Origin of the sequence: Jejuia pallidilutea, assembly GCF_002973595.1 — a bacterium.
Taxonomy (GTDB): Bacteria; Bacteroidota; Bacteroidia; order Flavobacteriales; family Flavobacteriaceae; genus Jejuia; species Jejuia pallidilutea.
The window spans coordinates 435,793-452,705 of sequence record NZ_PVEO01000001.1 but is presented as its reverse complement, the minus strand read 5'-3'; the positions used below and the strand labels follow the sequence as shown (position 1 = coordinate 452,705).

Genomic DNA, 16,913 nt, shown 5'->3' with positions numbered 1-16,913 from the left:
TCAAAACAATTACGTATGTCATTACAAGCATTTTCATTATTAGGAAAATTAGCACTTATTACAGGAGGCGGCACAGGTATTGGTTTGGGTATTGCAAAAGCAATCATTGAGGCAGGTGGTAAAGTGGTTATTACTGGAAGACGCGAAAAAATTCTCCAAGATGCCGTTACAGTGTTGGGTGAAAATGCCTATTATCGAATAAATGATATTACTGATAGAAAAACATTGCCATTATTGGTAGAAAATATTGAAACCACCATTGGACCTATTGCTATTTTAATAAATAATGCAGGGATTCATTACAAAGGTTATGCACAAGATACCAGTGATGAGGACTTTGAACGCATTATACAAACGAACCTCATAAGTGTTTTTAGTTTAACCAGAGAATGTGCCAAATATATGCTAAAGCGTAAAAGCGGTTCAATTATTATGATTAGTTCCATGACCGCATTGTTTGGAGTAGATAAGGTCATTGCATATAGTGCTTCCAAAACAGCTTTGACGGGATTGGTGAATTCTTTAGTAACGGAGTTTTCCAAAAACAACGTAAGAGTAAATGCCATAGCACCCGGATGGATTGAATCTAATATGTTTTTAAATGCCATCAATAAAGATGAGGCAAGAAAAAAACAAATAACAAATAGAATAGCCATGGATCATTTTGGAACTACTGAAGATATAGGCCATGCAGCAGTATTTCTAAGTTCAGAAGCAGCAAAATACATTACAGGTGTTGTGTTGCCCGTAGATGGTGGTGCCAATGTTAATTTTTAATTAGTAATTATATAATAAATTAAAATATGAATCGAATTTTTCAGTTTTTAAGCATTGCTTTTTTATTTGTCTTAGTTTTCAATTCCTGTAATAAAAAAGAAGAAAAAGTGCAAGAAAGTAAAATCATATCTGGTGCTATTTGGAAAGATAATAATGGCGTACCAATTAACGCACATGGGGGCGGCATGCTTTATCATGATGGTGTTTATTATTGGTATGGTGAACATAAAGTAGAAGGGTTGGTAGGGAATACTGCTCAAGTTGGTTTTCATTGTTATTCATCAACCAATTTGTACGATTGGAACGACGAGGGCATTGTGTTAAGAGTAGTTGAAGATGACCCAGATCATGATATTGCAAAAGGCGTAATCATGGAGCGTCCAAAAGTCATATACAACCAAAAAACTAAAAAGTTCGTGATGTGGTTTCATTTAGAGCCTAAGGGTGTTATGTATGATGGTGCAAAAACAGCCATTGCAATTGCAGATAGTCCTACAGGTAATTTCAAATACGTAAGAAGTATGCGTCCTAATGCCGGACACATGCCTTTAAATGCAGGCGATTTAATTGAAAAACCAATACACCCGGTGGCACTTTCTTATAGGTTTGGAGGGTCGGCTATTCCGTTTAGTACAGATTCGCTTAATTTGGTAAAACGTGATTTTAAAAACGGCCAAATGTCTCGTGACCAAACGTTGTTTGTGGATGATGATGGTACGGCTTATCACATACATGCATCCGAAGAAAATGCAACACTTCATATTTCAAAATTAACAGACGATTACACGGATACCACTGGTGAGTACGTACGTGTTTTTCCAGATCGCTTTATGGAAGCGCCAGCCATTTTTAAAAAAGACGGTAAATATTACCTTATAGCCTCAGGCTGTACTGGTTGGGCACCTAACGCGTCTCGTTCTGCCGTTGCAGAAAATATATTTGGTCCTTGGCAAGAATTGAGCAATCCTTTTAAAGGTGAGTTGGCTTATATTTCTTATGATTCACAAGGTAATTATGTGCTTCCTATAGCAGGAAAAAAAGACGCATTTATGTATATGGGAGACCGATGGAACCCTACAAACCCTATTGATGGGCGGTATGTTTGGTTACCAATAAAGTTTGATATTGATGGCTATCCTTATGTAGATTATTTACCAGAATGGGATTTTAGTGAATATGAAAAATAGATTGCGTTAAATGGTGTAAACCTTTAAACATTTAATTAATTAAAATTAGTTTAAAAATTTATAGATGATGAAACAAAATTCAGTAATAGTGTTCTTGATGCTTTTATACTTCAATGGATGGAGCCAAACAACTGTTCCAAATAATGCGAGTAGAAATGAATGGGAAAATCCGAGTATTATTGATAGAAATAAAGAAGATGCCCACGCTGAATTTATACTTTATGCTAACGAAAAGAAAGCGAAACAGGATAAACCAGAAGCATCCAAATTTTATAAAAGTTTAAATGGTACCTGGAAATTTGATTTGGTTAAAAAACCAACAGACCGACCATTAGATTTCTATAGACCCGACCTTGATGATAAAACGTGGAAAGCTATTAAAGTGCCATCTAATTGGGAAGTAGAAGGTTTTGATATACCAATTTACACCAATATTGTTTATCCATTTACCAAAAATCCACCCTTTATAGATAATTTTTATAATCCTGTGGGGAGCTACAGAAAAACGTTTAAAATACCTAAAAACTGGAATGAAAATGAAATTATTTTACATTTTGGTTCTATTTCTGGTTATGCCAAAATTTATTTGAATGGAAAGGAAGTGGGGATGACCAAAGCTTCAAAAACACCAGCGGAATTTAATATTACGTCATATTTGCAAAAAGGAGAGAATTTGTTGGCTATACAGGTTTTTCGCTGGCATGATGGTAGTTATTTAGAAGATCAAGATTTTTGGAGATTAAGTGGAATTGAAAGAGATGTATATCTGCAAGCCATGCCAAAAACAACCGTATGGGACTTATTTGTAAAAAGTAGTTTAGATGCCACTTATTCAAACGGAATTTTAGATGCTACTATAGACTTAAGAAAGTTTCAGGGAAGTAAAATAACAACTCCCAATGTAAGCTTTAAATTATATGATGAAGGTAAACTTGTATACAAGGAAACGAAATCACAGGTAAAACAAAATCAGATTGTATTTAAAACGACATTAAATCAAATAAAAAAATGGAGTGCAGAATTTCCAAATTTATACCAATATACCGTAACGCTTTCCAATAATAATGGAAATGAAATTGCTGCACTTAGTGGAAGAACAGGGTTTAGAAAAATTGAAATAAAAAATGCCCAGTTAATGGTAAATGGAAAAGTCATTTATGTAAAAGGAGTAAATCTTCATGAGCATCATGGTGAAAAAGGCCATGTTCCTGATTCAAAAATGACTTTAAAGGATATTCAGCTAATGAAACTAAATAACTTTAACGCCATTCGAATGAGTCATTATCCTCACGCTAAAGAAGTGTACGATTTATGTGATAAATATGGGTTATATGTAGTCGATGAAGCCAATATTGAAACCCATGGTATGGGTGTGTCATTACAAGGTCCTTTTGATAAGTCAGTTCATCCAGCTTTTTTACCAGAATGGGTGCCAACACACATGGATAGAATTGAGAGAATGGTAGAACGTGATAAAAACCATCCATCTATTATAATTTGGTCTATGGGTAACGAATGTGCTAACGGCCCTGTGTTTTTTGATATTTATAAATGGATTAAAAATAGGGATAAAACACGATTTGTTCAATTTGAACAATCAGGAGAAACCGATTTGAATACAGATATTGTTGCACCAATGTATCCGCCATTCGAGCAAATGACAAATTACGCAAACTCAAAACAAGATCGACCATTTATTATGTGTGAGTACTCACATGCTATGGGAAATAGTAATGGGAATTTCCAAGAGTATTGGGATGTTATAGAAAGTAGCAAACACATGCAAGGTGGTTTTATCTGGGACTGGGTAGATCAAGGTTTGAAAGCAGAAACAAAGGATGGTCGTATGTTTTGGGCTTACGGAGGTGATTTAGGAGGGGAAGACATGCAAAATGATGAAAATTTTTGTGCCAATGGCTTGGTAAGCACCGAAAGAATTCCGCACCCAGCTATGGAAGAAGTGAAAAAAGTATATCAAAATATTGGATTTAAACTAATAAACGATAATAAGTTAAAAGTGACTAATAAGTTTAATTTCACAAATTTAGATACTTATACATTTCGTTGGGAGTTGGTTGCAGATGGTGCTAGTGTTGCTCAAAAAACATTTACAGTTTCAGTTAAACCTGAAGAAAGTAAGACTATTTCTTTAGAATTTCCTGATTTAGGAAACAAAGAATATTTTCTGAATGTTTATGCCTATACCAATAAATCCTCAGGGTTAATCCCAGCTAACCATGAAATTGCACGAGAACAATTTAAAGTAGGGAACCAGACGTTTTTTAATTTAAATGATAGGTTGCCTGAGGGGAAACTCACTTATAAAACTAAAAACGAGAAACTTATTTTTGAAGCCAAAGATGTAAAAGGTGTTTTTAATTTAAAAACGGGTGAATTAGAACAATATCATTTCAATGATGAAACATCAAATCTAATAACGCAGTTTCCGCAGGCTTATTTTTGGCGAGCACCAACAGATAATGATTTTGGAAACAAGATGCCAGAAAAATTAGGGGTTTGGAAAGCAGCAACTTCGAAAAAAGCTCTAGTAAAAGATGTAAAAGTAGGAGCATTAACTAATCAAGGATTACCAATTACAATTACTTATCAATTACAAGAAGTAGATGCGCCTTATACTCTAATATATCAAATTCTTAATAACGGTGCTTTAAGGATTACAGCTTCAATTGATATGAATGGGAAAGAGCTTCCTGAACTTCCAAGATTTGGTATGCGAATGGAATTGACAGGAGCCTATGAAAATTTAGATTATTATGGTAGAGGCCCTTGGGAAAACTATTCAGATAGAAATAGTGCTGCGTTTATTGGTAGGTATCACGATAAAGTTAAAAATCAATACACATGGACCTATATCCGACCACAAGAAGCTGGCTATAAAACGGATACACGTTGGTTAACCCTTACTAACAAGGCAAATAAAGGAATTCGAATTCAAGGGGAAAAACCTCTAGGATTTAGTGCCTTGAACATATCAACAGAAGACCTAGATCCAGGTTTAACTAAAAAGCAAAGACATCCTACCGACTTAAAACCACAGGATAAAGTGTACTTACATGTCGATTTAAAACAACGTGGTTTAGGCGGAGATAACAGTTGGAAAGCTTTACCTCATGATGCTTACAGGTTATTAGATAAAACTTATAGTTACACCTACATACTGTCTTTAATAAAATAAGTTATTCTTAAAAAAAGTACTCAGAATGAAAAATATTTTGCTTTTGTTTTTAATTAGCGTGGTTTATATTGAAGTTAACGCACAAAATCCAATTATAAAAGATTTTGGTATGGCAGATCCGCATATTTATATTTTCAATGAAAAGGCTTATCTATTTTCAACACGAGATGCCGATTCAACAGCCAAGGATTTTATAATGCCCGATTGGCATATTTGGTCTTCTGATGATTTAGTAAATTGGCATTATGAACGTGTAATCAAACCATCTGAAACCTATATGGGAAAAGGTTCCACCAAATGTTGGGCGACGGAAACGGTTGAAAAAAATGAGAAATATTATTTTTATTTTTCTAACGGAAATGAATCTACTGGCGTTATGGTTGCAGATAAACCTGAAGGGCCATATAAAGATGTTTTAGGAAAACCTTTGTTAGCTAAAGATTTAACGCCAGGGTTAGAGTACGACCCTACAGTTTTAGTTGAAGAAGATGGAACTGCTTATATCTGTTTTGGTTGGTATTTAGGGAAAAATGAAGATATGCGCTACTACATAGCTAAATTATCGGATGATATGATATCATTGCAGGAAAAACCGAAAGCAATTGTATTAAATAAAGAAGGTGGTTTTTATAATGACAAGCCCAATCTGCACAAATTTAATGGAAAATATTATTTGTCAGCAGGATCTTTATACGCTATATCTGATACTATTTATGGTCCTTATGATTATGTGGGCAACTCAGGAAATGGTAACTATGGGTTAACACGCCAAGCTCATGGAAATTATTTTACTTGGAAAAACCAATGGTTCCATACTTGGTGCAAATTTCATTTGGATTCTAATATTAAATTCAGGGAATCTTACATTACCTATTTGCATTATAAGGATAATGGCGAAATGGTTGATGACATCAATTTTTTAGAAAAACATTTTGCTACAGGTGTTGGAAGATATGATGCGAATTGGGATAAAATTGAAGCTGAATGGTACATGAAAGCAGGGAAAGTAAATAAGGCAGAATCTCCAAATGGAAGTTTTGAAATACAGAAAATTCAAAATGGAGGGACGCTTTATTTCCCTAATATAGCAAACCTTTCAGATAAAGAAACCATCCAATTTTATGTGTCCGCTACAAAAAAAGGCAGCATTGAAATTCGAGATAAAAATGAAACAGGAAACATTTTAGGAATTTGTAATGTCACAGGTACAGGTGGATTTAAATCGTATAAACTCTTATCCTGTGATTTGGATGGTCTTAAAAATGTAAATGATATTTGCTTCGTTTTCAAAGGAAAATCAACAGATATTTTACATTTAGATTGGTTCAGTTTTAAATAAACTTATTTAAACTTATAACCGGTAATCATACTTTCTTGTTTTTAAGTATTAATAATAATCAATAAAATAATTTAAAAGATATTAAATGAGTTCAACAAAATTCATCCACGATAACTTTCTGTTGGAGAACCAATATGCAGAAGAGTTATACCACAACTACTCTAAGAGTCAACCAATAATAGATTATCACAACCATCTACCGCCTCAATTTATAGCAGAAGACAGGGCCTTCAGTAACATGACCGAAGTCTGGATAAATGGCGACCATTACAAATGGCGTGCCATGCGTACCTTGGGTGTCAATGAGGATTTTATTACGGGCAAGGCTTCTGATAAGGACAAATTTCTGAAATGGGCCAAAACAGTGCCTTACACCATGCGGAATCCGCTTTACCATTGGACGCATTTGGAATTGGCCAGGTACTTTGGTATTTATGATTTGCTGAATGAAAAATCTGCCGAAAGCATTTGGGAGCAAACCCAAGAAAAATTAAACAAAAAAGATTATAGTTGCAGGGGCTTGCTCAAAAAGGTGAATGCCGAATTGGTCTGCACCACAGAAGATCCAACGGACTCTTTGAAGTACCACCAACAGTTGGCCAAAAGTGATTTCAGTGTCAAGGTAAGCACCGCATTCAGGCCTGACAAAGCGATATTGATTAGCAATGACGGTTACAATGATTATATGGATACTCTGGGTAAGGTATCAGGAATGGCCATGGATTCATTCCAAGACCTGTGCGGAGCACTAAAAAACAGAATTGAATATTTTCATACGAATGGTTGTAGGCTCTGCGATCATGGGATAGACCAAATTTATTTTGAAGACTATACCGAAAGCGAGGTAAACGCCATTTTCAAAAAGAAACGGCAAAATAAGGCGATTACCAATGAGGAAGCTTTAAAATTCCAAAGTGCTGTTTTGGTGTTTTTGTGTGAAACCTATCATGAATATGGTTGGGTCCAGCAGTTTCATTTGGGCGCCTTAAGGAACAACAATGCCCGAATGCACCGTATCTTGGGGCCAGACACGGGCTGGGACTCTATTGGTGATTTTACACAGGCACAAAAACTGTCCGCTTTTTTAAACGCGCTGGATGGCAAAGATAAATTGACAAAAACCATTATCTATAATCTAAACCCGGCAGATAATGAAGTGATGGCCACTATGATTGGCAATTTTAACGATGGCAGCGTAAAGGGCAAAGTACAGTTTGGTTCTGGCTGGTGGTTTTTAGACCAAAAAGATGGCATGACCAAGCAATTGAACGCCTTGTCAAACATGGGCTTGATCAGTTGTTTTGTAGGTATGCTGACAGATTCCCGAAGTTTCCTGTCGTTCCCAAGGCACGAGTATTTCAGGCGCATCCTTTGTAACCTTTTGGGCGATGAGATAAAAAGGGGCGAACTTCCAAAAGAAGAAATGGAATGGATTGGGAAAATGGTTGCGGACATTAGTTATTTCAACGCAAAAGAATATTTTGATTTCTAATAAAGTTTGATATTAGAACAATTTAAAAATAAATACCACTACTTAATGTAAGTATCAAAAACCTTAATAATGGATAAAAAGCAAAAAATAGGAAATTATAGATATAGAATTTTAGCACTCTTAATGTTTGCAACTACTATAAACTATTTTGATAGGAGCATTATTGGTGTAATGGCTCCAACATTGGAAAAACTGTTCGGATGGACCAATAGTGATTATGCCAATATCATGATATCGTTTAAAGTGGCGTATGCTATTGGTATGCTTTCTATGGGAGGCTTAATTGACCGTTTAGGCACTAAAAAAGGATATGTTTTATCTATTGGTCTTTGGAGCTTTTTTGGTATGTTGCACGCTTTGGTTCGCCCAGGGTGGAGCGTCATAGGGTTTGCTGCAGCCAGGTTTGGATTGGGTTTTGGAGAGTCGGGTAACTTTCCGGCAGCTATAAAAACAACGGCAGAATGGTTCCCTAAAAAGGATAGGGCTTTTGCTACCGGTCTTTTCAATGCAGCCACAAGTATTGGTGCTATTGCAGCACCTTTTGTAGTTGGTTGGATTGTGCATGAAGATGGGAAAAACTGGCAGATACCTTTTTTAATTACGGGAGCGCTCAGTGCACTATGGGTGTTTCTTTGGTTTAGAATGTACAAAAAACCAGAAGTACATCCTTCTGTTGGTAAAGAAGAATTGGCCTATATCCAAAGTGATTCAAGTTCTGAAAATGAAGAAAAGTTGCCTTGGAAAAGTGTCCTTGGTAAACGCCAGACTTGGGCATTTGCCCTAGCAAAAACTACAGACGCCGTTTGGTGGTTTTATCTTTTCTGGGGAGCTAAATTTTTGGCAGAAACTTTTGATGTAAATATCCACAATATTGCACTGCCGTTCTTTGTGATTTATATCATGGCAGATGGAGGCAGTATATTGGGAGGCTATCTTTCAGGCGTTTTTATCAAAAAAGGATGGACCATAAACAAAGCAAGGAAAATCACGCTTTTAATTTGTGCTTTGATCATATTGCCAGTAGCATTTGTTGCTATAACAGACAACAAATGGTTGGCCATTTGTCTTATCGGTTTAGGTGCGGCAGGGCACCAGGCTTGGTCTGCCAACATATTTACTTTAGCATCAGATGTGTTTCCTAAAAAAGCAACTGCATCAGTTGTAGGAATTGGAGGAATGATTGGTGCGGTAGCAGGTATAATTGCAGATTTTGCATTAGGTTCCGTACTGGACGAAGCTGGTAATTCAGGGTATTTTTGGGCATTCCTTATTGCAGGGTCCTGCTATTTGGCTATCCTCGGGTTAGTACATTTGTTAATGCCAAAAATGACTCCTTTAGATGAAAATCTAAATTTGATTTTGGAATAAAATGTTTAAAATAATAGGTTATTTATAAGAATTCTTAAAAAGATTTATACAAGGTAAAATGAAAAAATTGAACAGAAAAAACTTGGGACTGGAAACAAAACCGCCCATCAAAATATTACAATTCGGAGAAGGTAATTTTTTAAGGGCCTTTATAGGATATGCTTTTCAAGAACTGAACAAAAAAGTAGGTTTCAATGCAGGTATTGCCGTGGTGCAACCCATTGATAGAGGCTTGGTAAAGATGCTGAACGATCAAGACGGGCTCTACACCTTGTTTATGAAAGGCGTTAAAAAAGGAGAAGAGATTCAGGAAGTTGAGCTCATTTCCAATATTGTGAAGGCCGTGGACCCTTATGCCAACTTCAATGATTATTTGAGTTTGGCAAAAGAACCTTCGTTGGAATTCATCATTTCAAACACCACCGAAGCAGGCATTGCCTATGTAAGTTCAGACACTCCGGATATGCAGCCACCAAGTTCGTTCCCTGCAAAACTAACGCTGCTTTTGCATGAACGGTTCAAGCATTTTAACGGTGAAGCCAGCAAAGGTTTGGCAATCATCCCCTGTGAACTCATCAATTACAATTCAGATACGCTTAAGGACATCATTTTAAAATATATTGAAGATTGGAAATTGGGCAATGATTTCAAAGTATGGCTATTGGAAAACAGCACCTTCCACAATACCTTGGTGGACAGGATTGTGCCGGGCTATCCTAAAGATGATATTGAGGCCTATAATGCCCAATTGGATTATCAAGACAATTTGATAGTAGCTGCCGAAACATTTCTGCTTTGGGTCATTGAGGTCGATGATGCTTTAAAAGCAAAATTACCTTTTGAAAAAACCGGTCTAGACGTGAAAATTGTGAATGACATGCAGCCCTACCGCACACGAAAAGTACGGATTTTAAATGGTGCCCATACCGCCATGGTGCCTTTTTCATTGCTTTATGGAAACAAGACCGTAAAACAATCTGTGGACAACCCATTTACGGGCGGGTTCATAAATAAAGTGGTTTTCAATGAAATCATTGACACTTTGGAAATGGACAAAAAGGAACTGAACGATTTCGCCGATGCTGTTTTTGACCGTTTCAGGAATCCGTTCATTGTCCACAACCTGTCAAGCATCGCTCTAAATTCCATTTCCAAATTTGCTGTAAGGGTATTGCCCAGTTTGTTGGAATATGTAAAAATCCATAACAAAGTGCCAACCCACCTGACCTATGCATTTGCCTGTTTGATACGTTTTTATAAAGGTATCTGGAAAGGCGATACACTGCCTGTACAGGACAGTGAGGACATTGTGGCCAAGTTTTCGGAAATCTGGAAATCCAATGATTCTTCAGAAATTGCAAAAAGCGTATTGGGCATCCAAGACTACTGGGGCGAAGATTTAACAAAAGTCAAAAACCTAACGGAAGCTGTTGCCTTGGCGTTAAAAGAAATTGAAGCCCATGGCATTGAGCAAGGGTTTGCCAATTACAGCCATAGTATTTTGAATTTACACAGCAGTAATACTGTTACAAATTAATTGTTATGCAAAAAAAACTCATAAAAGTAAACACTTCGGATAATGTAGCCGTTGCTTTGGTAAATCTAAAAGCAGGAGACGTGGTTTCTTTTGAAGGAAACGATATTGCTATAATTTCTGATGTTAAATCGAAGCATAAAATAGCTTTGGAAACCTTTGAATCCGGTGACAGGATCATCATGTACGGCGTTTTGGTTGGAACGGCCAACCAGACCATTGAAAAAGGCGATGTGCTGACCATTGATAATGTGAAGCATCAAAGCGATAAGGTGTTCGGCAAAACAGAATCGTTTCATTGGACGGCTCCAAATGTCGATAAATGGAAAGACAAAACTTTTATGGGCTACCACAGGCCAGATGGTCAAGTGGGCACTGAAAATGTGTGGTTGTTTTTTCCGTTGGTGTTTTGCGAAAACCGAAACATTGAAATATTAAAAGAGGTTTTTGAAAAAGAACTGTTGAAGCAGAAGGTAAACCCTCATCAAATGTTGCTCCGCTCCTTGGTCAGTGGTGAGGAAGAAACCGAAGTGGCCTCAACAACGCCCGATGTGTTTGATAACATTGAGGTGAAGTTTATAACCCACCCAGGTGGTTGTGGTGGTATCCGTCAGGATTCAGAGAGCCTTGCCAGGTTATTGGCAGGTTATGTGAACAATCCCAATGTGGCAGGTGCCACCGTGTTGAGTTTGGGCTGCCAAAACCTTCAGATAAGCATTTTTAAAGAAGCGTTGAACAACGTCAACCCGAACCTAGACAAACCGATCCTTATTTTTGAACAGCAGCAAATGGGAACGGTGGATGAAATGCTATCGGCAATCATTAAAGAATCATTCGAAGCGATTAAAAAGGCGAATAATATAAAACGCCAACCAGCACCTTTATCAAAATTAAGGGTAGGGCTAGAGTGTGGTGGTTCCGATGGGTTTTCAGGCATATCTGCCAACCCAACATTAGGGGCGGTTTCAGATATGTTGGCGGCTTTAAACGGCACAGCTATTTTATCGGAGTTCCCGGAATTGTGCGGGGTAGAGCAAGAACTGGTCAACAGGTGCGTGGAAGATGAAAAAGGCGAAAAGTTTTTAAAATTAATGAATGCTTTCGAAAAATCTGTTATCGATGCTGGGTCTGGGTTTGACATGAACCCATCGCCAGGAAACATCAAAGATGGATTGATTACCGATGCCATGAAATCGGCCGGGGCTGCCAAAAAGGGCGGGACTTCCCCTGTGCAAGATGTATTGGATTATGGGGAATATGTGACCAAACCGGGGCTAAACCTTTTGTGCACCCCAGGAAATGATGTGGAAAGCACAACGGCCATGGTGGGTTCTGGTGCCAATGTGGTGCTGTTCACTACCGGATTGGGAACACCAACAGGAAACCCCATTGCGCCCATTATCAAAGTATCTTCAAATACAGAACTGGCCAAAAAAATGCCGGACATCATTGACATTGAAACCGGTGCCGTGATTCGTGGTGAAAAGACCATAGAGGAAATGGCCGATGATATGCTAGGCTTCATCATTGAGGTGGCAAGCGGCAACATTAAAACAAAGGCAAGGTTGCTTAACCAAAATGATTTTATCCCTTGGCGTAGGGGCGTGTCACTTTAAGAAGAATTATAGTTTCTTTTACCAAAAAGAAAAACCACTCAAGCATTTGAAAGGTCTATGCAATTTTATTACGTACGTTAATCATTGAATAGGATAAAAAATCATAGAAGTATAAAAAACTTTACATTTTCGTCTGATTATTATTAACCGAATCATTGAATATGTAGAGTTGGGATTTTTTTGTTTCTAATATCAAACTTTGAAATAGCGTCCGCTAAAAAAGAGAGTTATTCATACAATATAACCGCAAGTTAAACTCGTAAAATACACCCATCAAAAGACTACGGCATAAAGCCAACGCTTCGTCCGCTACTTATTTATTCCGTTTCCTTTTGAGCTGAGATTTTAGCTTCCGTTTGGTTCTAGCTTAAATATTGTTTAATCTAAAATCAAATATTATGTATTTAAGTAATTTACAACAAGATGAGATTTTTGTTTCTTCAGAAATGAAATCCTTAAAAAGCCTCACGCAGATGGAATCTCGTAGAGGACTTGAAAATGCCATTATATCAAATGGTAAAATCGTGAATGTGGTATCGAATAGTTATGGCCATATTCCCAATCAATTGTTCTTCAAGAAAGCAGAACAGATGCTTTTGGATGCTGGACTAAATTATCACAAACGAAGCGTTAATAGAAATGATAGGTCTTTCATAATAGACTTTATCATTGAAGATAGCAACCAGTTCAAATTAAAGAACAAAGAAGATTTAATACTGCCCATGCTACGTTTTAAAAACTCGTATGATGGTAGTGAAAAGACTTCCGGACATTTTGGTTTTTACAGGAAAGTATGCTCAAATGGACTACACGTTTCACAAGCAGCAATTGAGTTTTCCATAAAGCACAGCAAAAATAATACAGAGCTTATCATGCCAAGGATGAATGGTTTGTTCGATAAATTCCTGAACAATGAATTTTATACCATCGTCAAGAAATTTGAAAAGATGAAGGATTTCAAAATCATCGACACCAAAGAATTTGTAAAAGCAATTTTGGATAAATCAAAACTGTTCAGATATGAATGTAGTGATAAAAACGAAGAGCCTTCAAAGAAATCCCGTGAAGTTCTTGAAACCTTGAACTACGAAGCACTATTGCTAAATGAGGAACCTAATTTATGGTTAGGTTACAATGCCTTCAATTCCATGTTACACAATACATTGAAGAAGACATTTTCACAACAAGAAAAGTGGGATAAAAAACTATTCAATGAAATATATGAAATGGTTTAAAACCTGATAATCAAAGGTTGCTCTAGTACCTTAAAACTAGAGTTTTTTTTGATTCATACTTTATTTCTGTTAAAAAAGAGATATCTATATCAATATTGGTACAAAGATAAACTCGCAAAATATTATCATCAAAAGACTACGGCATAAAGCCAACCCTTCGCCCACAACTCATTTATTCCGTTTCCTTTTGAGCAGAAATTTTGCCTTCCGTTTGGGTTCTGCAAAAATATTGTTTAACCTAAAATTTAAGTATTATGACAACAAAAGCGAGTACTGCAAGTAAAAACGGAAAGGCAACAACCACCGTTAAAAATGAAGTTAAAAAGAAGTTGACACAACAAGCCATTCGACTTCAAGTTCAAGAGCTACCTATCGGAAGGATTATTCCAGATGCAATGCAACCAAGAAAATCCTTTAATGAGGATGCGCTCAAACAACTTTCTGAAAGCATCGAAGAACACGGTGTCCTGCAACCTATTACGGTCCGAAAATCTGGAAAGGATTACATCATTGTCATGGGAGAGCGCAGGTATCGTGCAAGTAAATTGGCAAAAAAGAAAACCATTCCGGGTATCGTTAGGGAATACGATAATAATGATGTTCTGGAAATTCAAATTATCGAAAATCTGCAAAGACAGGATGTTGAACCTACTGAAGAAGCCGAAGCTGTAGCATTCCTGAGCGAAAAATATGCGCCAATAGAGATTTCTAAACGGTTGGGAAGAACGGAAAATTTTGTAAGGCAACGTTTAAAATTGGCAGGTCTAATTGAAGGTTTTAAATTCTTTGTCCGTAATGGCGACATGACAATTTCATTAGGTGTAGGTGTTGCGCTTTTCGAGCCAGGGGAACAGCAAATGATGCTGGAAACCATGGGAGAAGATTTTAATGCACATCAAATCAATCAGATGATTAAAAACCAGACCTATGATTTGGAGAATGCACCTTTCAATGTATCCGATGAAAAATTGATTACAAAAGCTGGTGCCTGTACAACCTGTCTGTTCAACGCAGCTAATCAAGGTAATTTGTTTGGCGATGGTAAAATGGTGTGTACAAAATCAGCCTGTTATGAAACAAAGAAAAACAAGTCATTTTTGAACTTAATTGAGAAATCGAAGAAGGAGAATGTGTTGTTGATTCCTGAAATTCGTAAATATTGGGCAACTGACGACAATAATCAGCTCATTATATCGCAATTGGAAAAAAAGGGATTGAAAGTCTATCTTCTGGATGATGTCGAAATAATCGAAGAGCCGATTGAGCCTACAATAGAAGCCATTAAGACAGAATACCAACATTACGACTATTCTGAAGATGAGTTGAAAGCTGAACTAGAAGAATCGGTTGATAATTACAAGGAAGAATTGGAAGTGTATAATTCCGCAAAAGAAAATGGATTCGTAAAAGGTATTATGTTTCATCCGAAAACATATGTTCACAAAGCAGTTTTTGTGAAGCTAATTGAAGATTCAAAAACTGAAAATTCTACATATTCGGAACCGTTGGCAAATAGAAAAATGGCAGAGTGTTCGCCAGAAGAGCAAATTGTTAAAATCAACGAAAGAGAAACACGAAAGCGACACATCGAGCACAATAGGGAATTTGAGGACATAGTTCAGATGATTCGTGAAACCGATTATATTGAAAAGAAGAAAGCACTTTCGGTAGATGAAATGGTGGCTTTTTCATTAACTTTATTTGAAAACAATGTGGACTATGTAGGTCGACAAAAACACTTTTTGAAATTATTATGCAACACATCCAAGAAGACTGATGTAGAAACTGTCGAGAACTTCAAAAAGAATTTCAAAAAGGAAACCTTTTATAAGTTGATTCGGTATATCCTTACCAAGCAAGTACATTTTGGAGAAAGCAATCACGTTAATAACTTAACGAACATTTCATTCTACAATGCGATGCAAGGCTATTATAAAACCAAAATTGCCAATATTGAAAAGGAATATGTAGAAGAAAGAAACAAGCGTGAAGTACGTTTGAAAGAGCGCATAGGAAATCTTGAAGCGAAAATTCAGGAATTAAACGACTAGCTTTTGTTGTTGGAAGTAAGGGTCAGCATTCATGCTGGCTCTTATTTTTTTATATAGTCCTTCGTAAAAATGAGTAAGTAGAACCTTTTCAATCAATATCAGCGCAGAGGTAAACTCGTAAAAATCATCCCACTCAGCCCATTCCCCTACATTCCGCCGAAAGCTTCATTCCGGTAAAAGCGCTTCATTATCAAAGTCTTGGACCCAATCCGCACTTTTTACTTTCCATTCCGTTAAACCTTTCCGTCCCGATAGCTATCGGGACGGAAAGGAACACTTTATTCCAAGTAAAAAGTGCGGATCAAGTCCGCCAAATAAGGAAAAATGTATTTGTCATTGTGTTCCACTTCCTATGATTTTGTATTTCACAAAGACTTTAGAATCACTTCCGTAATCCAACACCGTCATACCTTTTTTTGACAGCAAAATAACAACATTCAGCTTTGAACGACAGCATAACCAGGCTCGTGCCTCGCACTTTTTATATGTCTAAACAAAGCTGAATATTGGAGCGCACCAAGCAACAAAAAGAAGGTAACAGCGTCGGCTCTATGGGAAGTAAATCTAAAATGAATCTTATGAAATCTTACAAAATCAATAAAAAGGAAGCGGAACAAAAGTTAAAAAAACAAAAAAAGGAAAACGCTCTGGATATAATAAGTAAATCAATAAAAAAGCCTTTCTGAATAGTTCAGATAGGTCAATATTAATCTTTAAATTTTTTTATTATGAGTACTCTAAAAAACAAAGTACAGTTAATTGGCAACGTAGGAAACGAGCCAGAAATCACAAACCTTGAAAGTGGAAAGAAAGTTGCAAAATTTTCAATCGCAACCAATGAATTTTATAAAGATTCCAATGGAGAAAAAGTGACGAACACCCAATGGCACAATATTGTAGCATGGGGAAAGATTGCCGAAATCGTAGAGAAATTTGTAGGCAAAGGAAAAGAAGTAGCACTAGAGGGAAAATTAACTTCACGCTCTTATGAAACCAAAGCCGGAGAAAAAAGATACGTTACCGAAGTGGTCGTGGATGAAATCTTGCTTTTAGGAATTAAAGGCGAAAACGCTACTGAATAACTGAAAACTAAAAGAGAGCGTTTCTGTGGAAAGTGG

At 36.7% G+C, this 16,913-nt stretch carries 11 protein-coding genes; all 11 read left to right on the top strand.

Annotation, left to right across the window (positions count from 1 at the left end; genetic code table 11):
- The first annotated feature begins 15 nt into the window (after positions 1 to 15).
- Complete coding sequence (locus tag CLV33_RS02035) at positions 16 to 777, top strand: SDR family NAD(P)-dependent oxidoreductase (RefSeq protein ID WP_105472496.1); 762 nt, start codon at positions 16 to 18, stop codon at positions 775 to 777.
- 26 nt (positions 778 to 803) lie between these two features.
- Positions 804 to 1,964, top strand: a complete 1,161-nt coding sequence (locus CLV33_RS02030; protein ID WP_105472495.1) for a glycoside hydrolase family 43 protein — start codon at positions 804 to 806, stop codon at positions 1,962 to 1,964.
- Between the two features lie 64 nt (positions 1,965 to 2,028).
- Positions 2,029 to 5,160, top strand: a complete 3,132-nt coding sequence (locus tag CLV33_RS02025; protein ID WP_105472494.1) for a glycoside hydrolase family 2 TIM barrel-domain containing protein — start codon at positions 2,029 to 2,031, stop codon at positions 5,158 to 5,160.
- A gap of 25 nt (positions 5,161 to 5,185) precedes the next feature.
- Positions 5,186 to 6,499, top strand: coding sequence for a family 43 glycosylhydrolase (locus CLV33_RS02020; protein ID WP_105472493.1), 1,314 nt, complete (start codon positions 5,186 to 5,188; stop codon positions 6,497 to 6,499).
- 85 nt (positions 6,500 to 6,584) lie between these two features.
- Positions 6,585 to 7,991: a glucuronate isomerase gene (gene uxaC, locus CLV33_RS02015; RefSeq protein WP_105472492.1), complete on the top strand. Its 1,407-nt coding sequence runs from the start codon at positions 6,585 to 6,587 to the stop codon at positions 7,989 to 7,991.
- 69 nt (positions 7,992 to 8,060) lie between these two features.
- Complete coding sequence (locus tag CLV33_RS02010; protein ID WP_105472491.1) at positions 8,061 to 9,359, top strand: MFS transporter; 1,299 nt, start codon at positions 8,061 to 8,063, stop codon at positions 9,357 to 9,359.
- A 58-nt stretch (positions 9,360 to 9,417) separates the two neighbouring features.
- A complete protein-coding gene (locus CLV33_RS02005; protein ID WP_105472490.1) occupies positions 9,418 to 10,896 on the top strand; it encodes a tagaturonate reductase in 1,479 nt (492 codons plus the stop codon).
- A gap of 5 nt (positions 10,897 to 10,901) precedes the next feature.
- Positions 10,902 to 12,509 carry a UxaA family hydrolase gene (locus CLV33_RS02000; protein WP_105472489.1) on the top strand — a complete coding sequence of 536 codons (1,608 nt, stop codon included), beginning with the start codon at positions 10,902 to 10,904 and terminating at the stop codon, positions 12,507 to 12,509.
- Positions 12,510 to 12,907: 398 nt separating this feature from the next.
- The gene (locus CLV33_RS01995; RefSeq protein WP_105472488.1) at positions 12,908 to 13,744 is read left to right on the top strand and encodes a DUF932 domain-containing protein; all 837 of its coding nucleotides are present in this window, start codon (positions 12,908 to 12,910) and stop codon (positions 13,742 to 13,744) included.
- 254 nt (positions 13,745 to 13,998) lie between these two features.
- Positions 13,999 to 15,795, top strand: a complete 1,797-nt coding sequence (locus tag CLV33_RS01990; protein WP_105472487.1) for a ParB/RepB/Spo0J family partition protein — start codon at positions 13,999 to 14,001, stop codon at positions 15,793 to 15,795.
- A gap of 728 nt (positions 15,796 to 16,523) precedes the next feature.
- The gene (locus CLV33_RS01980; RefSeq protein ID WP_105472485.1) at positions 16,524 to 16,877 is read left to right on the top strand and encodes a single-stranded DNA-binding protein; all 354 of its coding nucleotides are present in this window, start codon (positions 16,524 to 16,526) and stop codon (positions 16,875 to 16,877) included.
- The last annotated feature ends 36 nt before the right edge of the window (positions 16,878 to 16,913 follow it).

Excerpts from the sequence above, each read along its gene's own strand:
- CLV33_RS01990 (WP_105472487.1), top strand. The coding sequence starts at position 13,999 with ATGACAACAAAAGCGAGTACTGCAAGTAAAAACGGAAAGGCAACAACC.
- CLV33_RS02000 (WP_105472489.1), top strand. The coding sequence starts at position 10,902 with ATGCAAAAAAAACTCATAAAAGTAAACACTTCGGATAATGTAGCCGTT.
- CLV33_RS01980 (WP_105472485.1), top strand. The coding sequence starts at position 16,524 with ATGAGTACTCTAAAAAACAAAGTACAGTTAATTGGCAACGTAGGAAAC.
- CLV33_RS01995 (WP_105472488.1), top strand. The coding sequence starts at position 12,908 with ATGTATTTAAGTAATTTACAACAAGATGAGATTTTTGTTTCTTCAGAA.
- CLV33_RS02030 (WP_105472495.1), top strand. The coding sequence starts at position 804 with ATGAATCGAATTTTTCAGTTTTTAAGCATTGCTTTTTTATTTGTCTTA.
- CLV33_RS02035 (WP_105472496.1), top strand. The coding sequence starts at position 16 with ATGTCATTACAAGCATTTTCATTATTAGGAAAATTAGCACTTATTACA.
- CLV33_RS02010 (WP_105472491.1), top strand. The coding sequence starts at position 8,061 with ATGGATAAAAAGCAAAAAATAGGAAATTATAGATATAGAATTTTAGCA.
- CLV33_RS02025 (WP_105472494.1), top strand. The coding sequence starts at position 2,029 with ATGATGAAACAAAATTCAGTAATAGTGTTCTTGATGCTTTTATACTTC.
- CLV33_RS02005 (WP_105472490.1), top strand. The coding sequence starts at position 9,418 with ATGAAAAAATTGAACAGAAAAAACTTGGGACTGGAAACAAAACCGCCC.
- uxaC (WP_105472492.1), top strand. The coding sequence starts at position 6,585 with ATGAGTTCAACAAAATTCATCCACGATAACTTTCTGTTGGAGAACCAA.
- CLV33_RS02020 (WP_105472493.1), top strand. The coding sequence starts at position 5,186 with ATGAAAAATATTTTGCTTTTGTTTTTAATTAGCGTGGTTTATATTGAA.